This is a genomic window from Pseudomonas sp. 30_B (genome assembly GCF_017491605.1).
Lineage (GTDB): Bacteria > Pseudomonadota > Gammaproteobacteria > Pseudomonadales > Pseudomonadaceae > Pseudomonas.
In genome coordinates, this window is the sequence record NZ_JAFGYY010000004.1 from 107711 (window position 1) to 120775 (window position 13065).

Annotated in this window: 11 protein-coding genes; 2 read left to right on the top strand and 9 right to left on the bottom strand. The window is 67.5% G+C overall.

Annotated elements, in window-relative coordinates; translation table 11 throughout:
• Positions 1–12 precede the first annotated feature (12 nt).
• Complete coding sequence (locus J5M67_RS05650) at positions 13–2394, top strand: RND family transporter (RefSeq protein ID WP_207884341.1); 2382 nt, start codon at positions 13–15, stop codon at positions 2392–2394.
• A gap of 230 nt (positions 2395–2624) precedes the next feature.
• Here the strand turns inward: J5M67_RS05650 and J5M67_RS05655 are convergent, their stop codons facing one another.
• Entirely contained in the window at positions 2625–3431 is an 807-nt protein-coding gene (locus J5M67_RS05655) for a cyclase family protein (RefSeq protein ID WP_207884342.1), read from the bottom strand.
• 116 nt (positions 3432–3547) lie between these two features.
• Here J5M67_RS05655 and J5M67_RS05660 point away from each other — a divergent pair, with 116 nt between their 5' ends.
• The gene (locus tag J5M67_RS05660) at positions 3548–3964 is read left to right on the top strand and encodes a carboxymuconolactone decarboxylase family protein (protein WP_207884343.1); all 417 of its coding nucleotides are present in this window, start codon (positions 3548–3550) and stop codon (positions 3962–3964) included.
• A 156-nt stretch (positions 3965–4120) separates the two neighbouring features.
• Here J5M67_RS05660 and J5M67_RS05665 read toward each other — a convergent pair whose 3' ends face one another.
• Genes J5M67_RS05665 through J5M67_RS05700 form a run of 8 tightly spaced genes read right to left on the bottom strand, consistent with a single transcriptional unit; the run spans position 4121 to position 13015 of the window.
• Positions 4121–5194, bottom strand: a complete 1074-nt coding sequence (locus J5M67_RS05665) for an alpha/beta hydrolase fold domain-containing protein (RefSeq protein ID WP_243434519.1) — start codon at positions 5192–5194, stop codon at positions 4121–4123.
• 50 nt (positions 5195–5244) lie between these two features.
• Entirely contained in the window at positions 5245–6894 is a 1650-nt protein-coding gene (locus J5M67_RS05670) for a BatD family protein (RefSeq protein WP_207884344.1), read from the bottom strand.
• Positions 6891–8654, bottom strand: coding sequence for a VWA domain-containing protein (locus tag J5M67_RS05675; protein ID WP_207884345.1), 1764 nt, complete (start codon positions 8652–8654; stop codon positions 6891–6893). Before J5M67_RS05675 ends, J5M67_RS05670 begins: the two co-directional genes overlap by 4 nt.
• Entirely contained in the window at positions 8651–9694 is a 1044-nt protein-coding gene (locus J5M67_RS05680; protein ID WP_207884346.1) for a VWA domain-containing protein, read from the bottom strand. The genes J5M67_RS05675 and J5M67_RS05680 overlap by 4 nt, the downstream gene beginning before the upstream one ends.
• Positions 9687–10184, bottom strand: a complete 498-nt coding sequence (locus tag J5M67_RS05685) for a DUF4381 domain-containing protein (RefSeq protein ID WP_207884347.1) — start codon at positions 10182–10184, stop codon at positions 9687–9689. Before J5M67_RS05685 ends, J5M67_RS05680 begins: the two co-directional genes overlap by 8 nt.
• Positions 10181–11125: a DUF58 domain-containing protein gene (locus J5M67_RS05690; protein WP_207884348.1), complete on the bottom strand. Its 945-nt coding sequence runs from the start codon at positions 11123–11125 to the stop codon at positions 10181–10183. Before J5M67_RS05690 ends, J5M67_RS05685 begins: the two co-directional genes overlap by 4 nt.
• Before the next feature lies 1 nt (position 11126).
• Positions 11127–12086, bottom strand: coding sequence for a MoxR family ATPase (locus tag J5M67_RS05695; RefSeq protein WP_207884349.1), 960 nt, complete (start codon positions 12084–12086; stop codon positions 11127–11129).
• A gap of 47 nt (positions 12087–12133) precedes the next feature.
• Positions 12134–13015, bottom strand: a complete 882-nt coding sequence (locus J5M67_RS05700) for a DUF1353 domain-containing protein (RefSeq protein ID WP_207884350.1) — start codon at positions 13013–13015, stop codon at positions 12134–12136.
• Between the last annotated feature and the right edge of the window lie 50 nt (positions 13016–13065).

The following is a 13065-nucleotide window of genomic DNA, read 5'->3' on the forward strand; positions in this document are numbered from 1 at the left end:
CGGGGAGCCTGCATGAACGCTCTGAGCAAACACCAACAGGACAAGGCGACTTTCCTGGAACGCATCATCTTCACCCACCGGCCGTTCGTGATCATCGCCTGCCTGCTGGTGACCATCTTCCTCGGCTACCAGGCGACCCAGGTGCGTCCGTCCACCAGCTTCGAGAAGATGATTCCGCTGCAGCATCCGTTCATCCAGAACATGCTGGAGCACCGCAACGACCTGGCCAACCTCGGCAACACCGTGCGCATCTCGGTGGAAGCGGTGAACGGCGACATCTTCACCAAGGAGTACATGGAGACGCTGCAGAAGATCCACGACGAGGTCTTCTACATTCCCGGCGTCGACCGCTCCGGCATGAAGTCGCTGTGGAGCCCGAGCGTGCGCTGGACCGAGGTGACCGAGGAAGGCTTCGCCGGCGGCGAAGTGATCCCGCAGACCTACGACGGCTCGCCCAAGGCGCTGGAACTGCTGCGCAACAACGTGCTCAAGTCCGGCCAGATCGGCCGCCTGGTAGCCAACAACTTCAAGTCGAGCATCGTCGACGTGCCGCTGCTGGAGGTCTATCCGGACCCGAAGGACCAGGGCAAGTTGATGAAGCTGGACTACCGCCAGTTCTCCCATGAGCTGGAAGAGAAGATCCGCGACAAGTACCAGCTGCAGAACCCCAACGTGAAGGTGCACATCACCGGCTTCGCCAAGAAGGTCGGCGACCTGATCGACGGCCTGCTGCTGGTGGTCGGCTTCTTCGGCATCTGCTTCGTGATCACCCTGGTGCTGCTGCTGTGGTTCACCAAGTGCGTGCGCTCGACCATCGCCGTGCTCTCCACCACCCTGGTGGCGGTGATCTGGCAGCTCGGCCTGCTGCACACCATCGGCTTCGGGCTGGACCCGTACTCGATGCTGGTGCCGTTCCTGATCTTCGCCATCGGTATTTCCCATGGCGTGCAGAAGATCAACGGTATCGCCCTGCAGTCCAGCGATGCGGAAACCCCGCTGCTGGCCGCTCGCCGTACCTTCCGCCAGCTGTTCCTGCCTGGCATGATCGCCATCCTCGCGGACGCCGTCGGCTTCATCACCCTGCTGGTGATCGACATCGGCGTGATCCGTGAGCTGGCCATCGGCGCCTCGGTCGGCGTGGCGGTGATCGTGTTCACCAACCTGATCCTGCTGCCGGTTGCCATCTCCTACATCGGCATCAGCAAGAAGGCGGTGCAGCGCAGCAAGGAAGACGCGGTGCGCGACCATCCCTTCTGGCGCGCGCTGTCCAACTTCGCCAGTCCGAAAGTGGCACCCATTTCCGTGGTCATCGCCCTGGTGATGTTCGCCGGCGGCATGTGGCAAGGCCATCACCTGAAGATCGGCGACCTCGACCAGGGCGCGCCGGAACTGCGTCCGGACTCGCGCTACAACCTGGACAACGACTTCATCATCCGCAACTACTCGACCAGCTCCGACGTGCTGGTGGTGATGGTGGAATCCGCCGCCGAAGGCTGCTCCACCCACAAGACCATGGCGGCCATCGACGAACTCGCCTGGCGCCTGGAAAACACCGAGGGCGTGCAATCGGCCATCTCCCTGGTCACCGTCTCCAAGCAGATGATCAAGGGCATGAACGAGGGCAACCTGAAGTGGGAGTCGCTGTCGCGCAACCAGGACGTGCTGAACAACTCCATCAGCCGTGCCGAAGGCCTGTTCAACAGCAACTGCTCGCTCGCGCCCCTGCTGGTATTCCTCAACGACCACAAGGCCGAGACCCTCGACCGTGCGGTCGGCGTGGTCCAGGAGTTCGCCAAGGCCAACAACCAGGACGACCTGAAGTTCAAGCTCGCTGCCGGTAACGCGGGTATCGAGGCGGCCACCAACGAGGTGATCAAGCAGTCCGAGCTGACCATCCTGATCCTGGTGTACATCTGCGTGGCGGTGATGTGCCTGATCACCTTCCGCTCCTTCGCCGCCACCCTGTGCATCGTGCTGCCGCTGATCCTCACCTCGGTGCTGGGCAACGCGCTGATGGCAACTCTGGGCATCGGCGTGAAGGTCGCGACCCTGCCGGTGATCGCATTGGGCGTGGGTATCGGCGTGGACTACGGCATCTACATCTACACCCGCCTGGAGTCCTTCCTGCGCCAGGGCCTGTCCCTGCAGGAGGCCTACTACGAGACCCTGAAGTCCACCGGCAAGGCCGTGCTGTTCACCGGCCTGTGCCTGGCCATCGGCGTCGCCACCTGGATCTTCTCGGCGATCAAGTTCCAGGCCGACATGGGCCTGATGCTGACCTTCATGCTCCTCTGGAACATGTTCGGTGCGCTGTGGCTGCTGCCGGCATTGGCGCGCTTCCTGATCAACCCGGAGAAGGTGCGGCAGAAGAAGGCGTCGATCCTGGTTCACTGATCGGCTCTCAAGCAATAAAAAAACGCGGCCTTCGGGCCGCGTTTTTTTTATTGTGCCGGATCAGGGTTCGGAGCCGCCGGGGATCCATCGCGGACGGAGTCCGCTCCTACGATGCATGAGATCGCGTAGGAGCGGACTTCGTCCGCGATTGGCTTCGATCCGCCGGGTTCCCCTGTAGGAGCGGGCCATGCCCGCGATCGCGCGCATGGCGCGCTCCTACAGGTGCCGGATCACGGCAGGATGGCGAACACCCGCGCCGGGAAGCCGGTGCCGCGGGCGATCTTCGGGAAGCTCACCACCGCCAGCGCGCCGGCTTCGGGCACCTTGTCGAGGTTGGCGAGCAGTTCGATCTGGTAGTGGTTGGTGCCCAGGATGTAGGACTCCAGCGAGTAGTCGTCCTTGGTGGTGGCCAGACCGGGATCGGTGTCGGTGGTCTCATGGCCGGACGCGGTGATCTTGCGCGTCTCGTAGAGGTACACCAGCGCCTCCTTGCTCCAGCCCGGATAGTGGGCCACGCCCTTGGCGTCCTGGTTCTGCATCTTCGCCTGGTCCGGCCAGCGCTGGGACCAGTCGATGCGCAGCGCCGCGAAGGCGCCTTCGGGCACCGGGCCATGCTTGGCTTCCCAAGCCTTCACATCGGCCAGGGTCAGTACGTAGTCGGGGTTCTTCGCCACCTGCTCATGGACGTCGAACACCACCAGTGGCAGGAACTGTTCCTTCACCTCCAACTGATCGACGCTGCGCAGGCCCTTGTGGAAATGCACCGGCGGGTCGACGTGGGTGCCCCACTGGCCGACGTGACTGTACAGCTCCACCTGGAAGCCGTCCTTGTCCACGCTGTAGAGCGTTTTGCGGCCCAAGGGCTCGAAGCCTTTCCAGTGCGGCGTGTCGTCGTCGAAGGCGTGGGTCAGGTCAACCCAGGCGTGCTGCTTGAGGCTGGCGTAGGTGTCCCACAGGCCGGGCTGGGCGGCCTGGACGGGAGCGGTGAGTACGGGCAGCAGGGCGGCGGCGAAGAGCAGGGCGGGCAAGCGTTGCATGGTGTCTGATTCCTTGACGGGGATGGGATGGCGCGCCTTATCTTTCCCCAGCGCCAACCCCATCTTCCAATTCCGAATCCTGCTTTTCTTATTCCGAAACCGGTCCAGGAGTGCCCATGTCCTTGCAGCTCATCGAATACGCCGACGCCAGCCCCGAGGTCCGTGCCGTCTACGACGACATCATGGCGACCCGCAGGATCGACTGGGTGAACAACTTCTGGAAAGCCCTGGCCAACCATCCGCAGACCCTCAAGCGCACCTGGGAAAGCCTCAAGGAGGTGATGGGGCCGGGACAACTTGACCCGCTGGTGAAGGAGCTGATCTACGTCGCCGTCAGCGTCACCAACAACTGCAACTACTGCATCGGCTCCCACGGCGCGGCGGCGCGCAAGGCGGGGATGGACGATGAGATGCTCGGCGAGCTGCTGGCGGTGGTGGCCATGGCCAACGAGACCAACCGCCTCGCCATCGGCTATCAGGTTCCGCTGGATGAGGTGTTCAAGGGCGCGGTGATGGAGAACAGCGGTAGCTGAACCTTTTTCCGAATCGGGTTCGGAGTTGCCGGGGATCCATCGCGGACGGAGTCCGCTCCTACGCAGATGCATGACCTTGGGTAGGAGCGGACTCCGTCCGCGATCGGTTTCTCCCGCTCCGAGCCGGACTGAGCGGACGATTGGTGCGTGGCGTTTTCAGGGGGCCGACAGCCTTTGGATCGCCTTCACTGGCGTCCCATCGTTCCAGCGCCCCATCGACAACTGCGCCGGCTTGCCACCCAGCGCGTAGTCGCGGTCCTGGCCGTAGAAGGCGGCGTCGCACAGGGCGTCGAACAGTTTCCAGGTGCCATACCAGTCCAGTGCGTCGGTGGCCAGCGCGTTGTGGGCCGATGGCTGGCCCTGCTTGAGGCGCTGGCGTACCCGTTCCTGCACGCGATTGAGCAGCCAGCTGGAAGAGTCGCTGGGCGGATAGCGCGGGTCGAAGCGTGGCGCGCTGGGCGCCGCGTGGTTGGCCAGCAGGGGCGGGCTGCCATGACGGTCGCTGCGCAACAGCAGCAGGTCCTTGTCCCGCGCGGCGACCTGGGTGCTTTCCCGGTAGATGCGCCGTGCGTCGTCGCAGCCGACGCGCTCGTCCTCATCGCCACAGACGGCCAGCAGCAAGGTTCCGGCGGGAATGTTCAGCAGCGGCTCCAACGGCACCTGGCGCCAGCGCGGGCCACTGCTCTTGCCTGGTTCCACCGCCATCAGCGCGTGCGGCTTCGGGATGTCCAGGCGCTGCCAGGAAGCGGCGAGCCCGCTGGCGATCAGGCCGCCGGCGGAGTGTCCGAGGTAGGCCACATGCGCAAGCTCCGGCTTCACTCCGAGCCTTCCTGCCTGCAGGTCGCGGACGGCATGGCGCACCGAGTCGGCGGCATTGGGCAGGAAGTCCGCGGCGGGTGTCTTCAGGTTGGCCTGGTAGCGCGGGTAAATGATGATTGCGCCGCGGCGGACGATGTGTTCGATCCAGGCGCGGTACAGGTCCGGTTGCATCACGCTCCAGCCGTGGGTGAAGACCACCAGCGGCGCGCTTTGCGGCTGCGGGCGGGCAGGGGTGAAGACCCAGTATTCGTTGCCGTCGGCGTTGAAGTGCCATTGGCGAACGTCGGTGTGGCTGTAGGCCGAGCCGCCGGGCCCCTGCAGCGGCTGTGTCGGCGGCAGGGCGGGCTCGGCGCGTGATGTGAGTGTCAGCGAAAGGCCGACGAACAGGGCGCAAAGGCTGGCGCGGGGCATCTGGGTGCCTCTTGGCGGGGCTCGCCAGCAAGCATAGCCCCGCCGTTGCGTCAGCGCGGGTAGAGCGGCGGCAGGCTGCCCGGATCGGTGGCGGGAGCGGCGTCCGGATCGGCGCCCGGCAGGCTGCGCACGGCGCGCCAGAGGTCCTCGCCCTGCCAGTTGCGGCCACCTTCGCTGTCGCTGTACAGCGCGCCATTGAGGCTGTCCAGGGCGTCGGACAGCGGCACGAAGCGCGCCGCCATGTCCGCCAGGGTCTCCGGTTGCTGGCGTGCCCAGGCGTCCAGCGCCTGGCGGGTGGCGTGCGGGTCGTTGGCCTGGCAGGCGCGGCGCAGTTCATCGAGCAGGGTGCGCGCGCTGGGGCCGGCGACCGCGGCGCGGATCACTGCGGGCAGTCGGCGCGCGCGCCACCACAGGCCGAAGCCCAGCAGTGTGGTGAAGGCGAGGATGGCGCAAGCCAGTTGCCAGGGCCACAGGCGGGCCTGGGGTTGCAGCAGGGCGTCGGTGGTGGGGGTGGCGGATGCGTCGGCCGGGGTTTCCAGCTGCGGGTTGGCGGCCACCGTCAGGGTGCGCGCCGGCAGGCTGGTGCGCTCGACGCGGTTGTCCCGGGTATTCCACCAGACCACTTCGACGGGCGGCAGTTGTACCTGGCCGGCATGGTCGGCAATCAGCGCCTCGCGCTCTTCGCGGCTGCCGATCATGCCTTGTTCGGTGCCCTGGTTGGCCAGTTGCGGCTGGTCGGGGTAGTGGCGCAACTCGCCCGGCAAGGTCTGCGGCAGCGGCGGCAACTGGGCGCTGGAGAGCCCCTCCACGCGCAGCATGATATTGCGGGTCAGCGCTTCGCCGGCACGGGCCTGCTCCGGTTGCGGGCTCCAGGTTTCGCTCAGGCTCAGCGACCGGGCCGGCAGCCAGGGGGCGTCGGCGGGGTAATCGGCGGGCTTGGGTTTGATCTGCAGCGGGATGGTCGGCGAGACCACCCGGATCTGCTTGCCCGGCGGCGGCCCGAAGGGACTGTCGTCGGGGCTGCGCTGCTGGCCGGCCTGGGTGGCGTTGAAGGTCTGGCCGGGAATTTCCAGGGGGCCGCTCTTCTGCGGGAAGATCGCGTAGCGAACTTCGATGACCCCATGGCGCACGCCGTTGATTTCCTTCTCGTAGGTGCGCGCCTCGCCCAGCGGTTCGACGCGGGCGTCGGCGATCTGCAGGGGCGTGAGGCTGCTGTCGTCGTAGAGCGACACCGAATGGTAGATGCGCAGGGTCAGGATCACCTGCGCCTGCACATAGCTTTCCTCCTGGTCCACGCTGGCGTCGATGAACACGGGGGCGAGTTTCTGGCTGCTGGCGCTTTGTTCGGCCTTGAGGACGTGCAGGCTGATCGACTCGGTCGTATTGCCGCCCAGGTGGATCGGCGGAATCACCACTGTGCCTTCGTTGCGCGGCTGCAGGGTGACGATCCAGCGGGTGGTGGCCTGGGTCTTGCCGTTCAGGGTGGTGAGGCGATTGACCTGGCGGGTGCCGAGCACGACGAACTGATCGTCCAGGGGCTTGAGGTCCGGCTTGCCGAACAGGGTCGGGTCGTCGGACTCCAGTGTCAGGTCGATGCTTTCGCCTTCGTTCAGGCGCGTGCGGTCGACACTGGCGGTGAAGCTGGCCTCGGCGCGGACGGCGGCGAGGCAGAGCAGGGTCAGGCAGATCAGCCTTTTCATTGCGTGGGTTCCTGGCGCTGCTGCTGTTGCTGGTACCAGAACTTGCGGCGCAGCAGTTCGGATGGATCGTCGGGAATCTGGCGCAACCATTGTTCCAGGGCCTGGCGGCGCTCGTCACTCAATGGACCGGTGCTCGCCAGGTTGGTTTCGCCTTCTTCGACATGGGAACTTTGCGGCGGGACGCTCTGGCTGGCGGCGGGCTTGTCGGCGTCGCGCTGTTCCGGCGTCTGGGCCGAAGGGGTGGGCTGCGAGGCCTGTTCCTCGGACTGCTCTTCCTTGGGTTTCGACTCCCTGGGCTGTAGCGGCTGGGGTTCGCTGGTTTCGCCCTGGGACGGATTCTGCTGCGGGGAGGACTGGCTTGCTTCGTCGCCGGAGGCTTTCTGCCGCTGACGCAGCAGCTCCTCCAGCAACGCCTTGTTGCGTTGCGCGGCGGCCAGGTCGGGTGCGCGCTCCAGGGCCTGGTCGTAGGCGTCGATCGCGGCTTCCAGCTCGTTCTGGCGGGCCAGGGCGTTGCCACGGTTGTAATGGTCGGCGGCGCTGTCACCCTGGGAGAAGGCCCGCGCGGCGTCGGCGTAGTCGCCGGCTTCAAAGAGGGCCAGGCCCCGCCAGCGGAAGTCCTCGAAGCGCTCGGCGGCTTCGGCCGGTTTCTGCGCTTCGAGCAGGCGCTGGCCCTGCTGGTCGGGGGTCAGCCAGAGGTCGGCGAGTTCGAAGGCATTGGCGCTCTGCGGCGTGGACCACAACAGCGGCAACAGCAGCGGCAGGCTGAACAGCCAGCCCCGGCGACCGGCGCAGGCGGCGAGCAACAATAGCGGCAGCAGCAGCCAGTAGCCCTGGTCGGCCCAGCGTTGCAGGCGTAGAAGGGCGTCGTCCTCGCTGGCCTGCAGGCCCTGGGTGTTGTTCAGTAGGCCCAGCGCGCGCAGGTCGGCGTTGCCCGGGCGCAGACGCTGGAAGCGTCCGTCGAGGTCGGTGGCGAACTGGCGGAGGGTGTTTTCGTCCAGCCGCGGCACCAGGATGTTGCCTTGCTCGTCCTTGAGGAAGGTGCCGTCTTCCTGGGCGATCGGCGCGCCGCCGGGGGTGCCGATGGCGAGCAGCAGGAGGTCCTTGCCCTTGCCCTTGAGCGCCTTGCGGATGCCCTGGCGTTCCTGCGCATCCAGGGCGCTGGCGATCAGCAGGATGTGGCCGTTGCCTTCGGCACCGTGGTTCAGCAACTGGCGCGCCTGCTCGACGGCGAGGTCGGCGCGGCGGCCCGGCGCCGGCATGATCGAGGGCTTGAGCGCGTCCAGCAGGTTGCGCGCGGTGCCCAGGTCATTGGACAGCGGCACCAGGGTGTGAGCGCTGCCGGCGTAGACGACGATGGCGGTCTGTGCGTCGCTGCGTGCCCGCAACAGGTCGAGCACCTTGCGCCGTGCCTGCTCCAGGCGGCTGGGCGGCAGGTCGGTGGCGAGCATTTCCGGCGTCAGTTCGAGGACCACCACCAGCGGATCGCTGCGCTCCATCGCCGGTTGTTCCAGGTACTGCCAGCTCGGGCCGAGCAGTGCGAGTACTGCCAGCAGCCAGGCCAGGCCGAGGAATATCCACGGACGTCGTTCGTGGCGGCCGTGACCGCCGGACAGCATCCAGGGGTGGAAGGCCGCCGGCAGCAGCAATTGCCAGCGGCCGGCGCGGCGCTGGCGGTGCCAGAGCTTCCACAGCAGCCAGCCGAGCAGCGGCAGCAGGAGCAGCGACCAGGGGCGCAGCAGGTGGGGCCAGAACGCGCTCATGGCTGCCGCTCCCGGCGCAGGCGTGCCAGCCAGGCCGGGCGGGCCGGCCAGCGCCAGTCCTCCGGCGGCCAGAGTTCGCGGACCACCAGTGTCACGCTGATCAGCAGCGCAAGAAGCAGCGGCCAGCAGTAGAGCGCCAGGGCAGGGCGCGCCTGGGTGGGTTTCTGCTCCACCGGCTCCAGGGCGTCGAGGCTGTCTGAGATGCGTTGCAGCTCCTCGCCATTGCGGGCGCGGAAATACTCGCCGCCGGTGATTTGCGCGATGGCCTTGAGCGTCGGCTCGTCCAGGTCCAGGCCAGGGTTCAGGCCGAACAGGCCCTTCACGCCACCCTGCTGGGGATCGGCGCCGATGCCGATGGTGTAGACCTTCACCTGCTCCTCGGCGGCGAGGCGGGCGGCGGTCTGCGGATCGATCTCGCCGGCGGTGTTGGCGCCGTCGGTGATCAGCACCAGTACGCGGCTCTGTGCCGGGCGCTGGCGCAGGCGCTTGACCGCCACGCCGATGGCATCGCCCAGCGCGGTGTCCTTGCCGGCGATGCCGATCATCGCCTCGTCGAGCCAGACGCGCACGGTGTCGCGGTCGAAGGTCAGTGGCGCCTGCAGGTAGGCGCGGGTGCCGAAGAGGATCAGGCCGACGCGGTCGCCACGGCGCGCCTCGATGAAGCCGCCAAAGAGTTTCTTCACCAGTTCCAGACGGCTGATGTCGTCGTCTTCCCAGCGCATGTCGGCGTAGTCCATGGAACCGGAGACATCCACGGCGAGCAGCAGGTCGCGACCGCTGGCGGGAATCGGCAGCGGGTCGCCGACCCACTGCGGACGCGCCGCCGCCATCAGCAGGCAGAGCCAGAGCAGGGCGAAGGGCGCCTGCTGGCGCCAGGCCGGCAGACGGGCGCGGGCTCGGCGGCCGGCGAGGCCTTCGAGCTCCTGGAGGAAACTGACCTTGAGTGCCGCCTCGCCGCTGTCCGCCGGCGGCAGGATAAGGCGCATCACCCAGGGCAGGGGCGCGAGCAGGAAGACCCAGGGCCAGGCGAGCTCAAACATGCTTGCGTACCCAGGTTTCCACGGCGGCGGCGAGGCCGTTGATGGCCTTGTCGTCGAGCTGGCATTCGGCGCGGTAGCCGCCCTCCACCAGGATCATCCAGCGGGTCAGGCCGGCGGCGGGGCAGCGGTTATCGAGGAAGGCCAGCCAGGCGCGGCCGCTCAGGGTATGGCTGTGGCTGTCGGGCCAGCGCGCCCGCGACACGCGCTTGAGCAGGCCGTTGATCGCCTGCAGCCAGGGGCCGGCGGGAGCGCGGTCATAGGGTCGCGGCAGCCGCGCCAGTTCTTCCAGCGCCGCCTGGCGCAAGGGATCGAGTGGGGCTTCGGCGACTTCCGTCGGCTTGCGTCGTGGTTGCCAGTGCTGGCGTGTCAGCCAGAGCCCCCACAGCGCTATCGGAATCAGCGCGGCGACCACCCACCAGCCGGGGGCGGGCGGCCACCAGGCGACGGGCGCTGGGGCGATCAGGGGTTGCAGCTGGTCGAGCGGGTTCATGGTGCGTACCCCGGCTGGTGCTGTTCCAGCAGGTTGCGCAACTGTTCCACCAATTCCTCCTGGGTGGACAGCGGCAGCAGCGGTACGCCCAGGCGCTGGGCCAGGCGCGTCCAGCGTTCGCGGCGGGCCTGCCCCAGGGCGCGGTAGGCCAGGCGCTGCTCGTCGATGTGGGTGTCCATCTCCAGCTGCGCCGGGCCTTCGGCGAAGCGCAGCAGTCCGGCTGCCGGCAGGGCGTGGTCGAGCGGGTCGGACACTGGCAGCAGCACCAGGTCGGTATGGCGCGCCAACAGCGACAGTTGCTGCTCGGCCAGATCGCCCAGGGCGCGCTCGTCGCACACCACCAGGATCAGGCTGCCGGGGCGCAGCACTTCGCGGGCGCGGCGCAGTGCCATGCTGAAACCGTCGCCGCCATGGCCGAGGCCTGCGCCGGCGAGCAGGCCGTGGTTGGCCCGCACGACCAGGTTGAGCAGTTGCAGCAGGCTCTGCTTGCTGCGCCGTGGCTTGATCTCCTGGCATTCGCTGTCGGTGAACACCAGTCCGCCGATACGGTCGTTGTGCGCCAGCGCGGACCAGCCGATGAAGGCGGCGGCGCGGGCCGCAAGGACCGACTTCAGGCACAGCCCGGAGCCGAAGAACAGCCGGGAGCTCTGCTCGACGAGGACGAACACCGGCCGCTCGCGCTCCTCATGGAACAATTTGGTGTGCGGCTCCTGGGTGCGCGCGGTGACGCGCCAGTCGATGGTGCGCACGTCGTCGCCGGCCTGGTAGACGCGCACCTGGTCGAAGTCCACGCCACGCCCGCGCAGGCGCGAATGGTGCAGGCCGATCAGCGGGCTGCGCCGCGACGGCGTGGAGAACAGCTGGGCTTCGCGCAGGCGGTGGCGGATCTCGATCAGCTCGCCGAGCGAGACGGCTACGCCTGGCGCCAGGACGTTGTGCATGTCAGGCGACGGCGACCACGTCGAGGATGCGCTGGACCACGCGGTCCTGGTCGATCCCGGCGGCTTCGGCTTCGAAGGACAGGATCAGGCGGTGGCGCAGCACGTCGAACAGCATCGCCTGGATGTCCTCGGGGCTGACGAAGTCGCGGCCGGCCAGCCAGGCATGGGCGCGCGCGCATCGGTCGAGGGCGATGGAGCCGCGCGGGCTGGCGCCGTAGGACAGCCATTCGGCCAGCTCGGCGTCGTACTTGGCCGGGTTGCGGGTGGCCATGATCAGTTGCACCAGGTATTCCTCCACCGCGTCGGCCATGTACAGGCCGAGGATTTCCTTGCGGGCGGCGAAGATCGATTCCTGGGTCACCTGGCGCTCGGGCCGGGTCTCGCCATGCAGGGCTTCGCCACGGGCCTGCTGGAGGATGCGGCGCTCCACCGAAGCCTCGGGGTAGCCGATCTTCACGTGCATCAGGAAGCGGTCGAGCTGGGCTTCGGGCAGCGGGTAGGTGCCTTCCTGCTCGATGGGGTTCTGCGTGGCCATGACCAGGAACAGCGGCGGCAGGTCATAGGTGCTGCGGCCCACGCTGACCTGGCGCTCGGCCATGGCTTCGAGCAGCGCCGATTGCACCTTGGCCGGGGCGCGGTTGATTTCGTCCGCCAGCACCAGGTGGTGGAAGATCGGCCCCTGCTGGAAGACGAAGGTGCCGTTCTCCGGGCGATAGATCTCGGTGCCGGTGATGTCCGCCGGGAGCAGGTCGGGGGTGAACTGGATGCGGTGGAACTCGGCTTCCAGGCCTTCGGCCAGGTCCTTGATCGCCTTGGTCTTGGCCAGGCCCGGCGCACCTTCCACCAGCAGGTGGCCGTCGGCGATCAGGGCAATGAGCAGACGCTCGATGAGCTTTTCCTGGCCGAGGATCTGGCTGGAGAGGTACTGGCGCAGCGCAAGCAGCGACTCACGATGTTCCATCGCGTGGGGTTCCTGGACGAGGGTAGGGCTGTGTCGGGGCCCATACTTTACTGCATCGGCAGTTCCGCGGGGAGCGCCGGGGTTCTCACCTGGGGCAGAGCGGCCTGCGACGCCGGGTCGCCGGGCAGCGACGTCAGGCAGCGCAGCGGGCTGTTCGGGTTGCGCACATGGCGCATCTCGCGGGCGCCGCCGTGGACGACAGCGAAGCGGTAGACCCAGGCGACCAGGCGCGGCATGCCGGCTTCCAGCAGCATGCGATGGAACAACTCGTCCGCCTCGGCCTTGGTCACCGGGGCGACGTTGAGGAACTGGTACAGCGCGTCGTGCACCAGGCTCGCGTGGTGGGCCACCGGCCAGAACATCAGGCGCTGCTTCTGCTCGCCGTGGCACAGGTACTGCACCGGCTCCAAGTGGTCCCACCAGTCGGGCGTGCCGAAGGTGGCGATCCAGTAGAAGGGCACCTTGGGCGAGCAGCCGTCCCAGGCGTAGGTGCGTTGGCAGGACAAGTCGTAACTCACGGTGCCGGCGACCAGGTCCACGCGGGCCGGGCCGGGGTTGATGATGATGCGCCCGTCGTGCACCACCAGCCACTCGCTATAGAAGAAGCGACCGTTGAACACGGCGTCTTCGCGCACCAGCGGGAAGTCGATGTAGTTGATCCACGGCCCGTTGCGGTCCCGGCTGCAGAAGCCCCACTCGTGGATCGAACGCTCCCGTGCCAGTCGTACCCGGTGCAGGCGCTCACGGCGGCCGATGCAGCGCGGCAGCAGCACGCCGAGGTAGACCGGTACGGCCCCCAGCAGGAGCGGGCGCACGGCTTGATCGAGGAACAGCCAGGCCAGGACGACCAGAGCAACGCCGAGCAAGGTGACCAGCAGGTTGTCCAGGTGGCGCAGCAATGGGCGGTGCAGGGGCGGGCGGCGTTGCATGGCATCCATTCCAGGCGAGCATTCCAGGCGAAGTCAGGATCATGGTAGCG

Coding starts and splice junctions, on each gene's coding strand:
- J5M67_RS05675 (WP_207884345.1), bottom strand. CDS start 8,654: ATGAGCGCGTTCTGGCCCCACCTGCTGCGCCCCTGGTCGCTGCTCCTG.
- J5M67_RS05685 (WP_207884347.1), bottom strand. CDS start 10,184: ATGAACCCGCTCGACCAGCTGCAACCCCTGATCGCCCCAGCGCCCGTC.
- J5M67_RS05690 (WP_207884348.1), bottom strand. CDS start 11,125: ATGCACAACGTCCTGGCGCCAGGCGTAGCCGTCTCGCTCGGCGAGCTG.
- J5M67_RS05695 (WP_207884349.1), bottom strand. CDS start 12,086: ATGGAACATCGTGAGTCGCTGCTTGCGCTGCGCCAGTACCTCTCCAGC.
- J5M67_RS05700 (WP_207884350.1), bottom strand. CDS start 13,015: ATGCAACGCCGCCCGCCCCTGCACCGCCCATTGCTGCGCCACCTGGAC.
- J5M67_RS05670 (WP_207884344.1), bottom strand. CDS start 6,894: ATGAAAAGGCTGATCTGCCTGACCCTGCTCTGCCTCGCCGCCGTCCGC.
- J5M67_RS05680 (WP_207884346.1), bottom strand. CDS start 9,694: ATGTTTGAGCTCGCCTGGCCCTGGGTCTTCCTGCTCGCGCCCCTGCCC.
- J5M67_RS05665 (WP_243434519.1), bottom strand. CDS start 5,194: ATGCCCCGCGCCAGCCTTTGCGCCCTGTTCGTCGGCCTTTCGCTGACA.
- J5M67_RS05650 (WP_207884341.1), top strand. CDS start 13: ATGAACGCTCTGAGCAAACACCAACAGGACAAGGCGACTTTCCTGGAA.
- J5M67_RS05660 (WP_207884343.1), top strand. CDS start 3,548: ATGTCCTTGCAGCTCATCGAATACGCCGACGCCAGCCCCGAGGTCCGT.
- J5M67_RS05655 (WP_207884342.1), bottom strand. CDS start 3,431: ATGCAACGCTTGCCCGCCCTGCTCTTCGCCGCCGCCCTGCTGCCCGTA.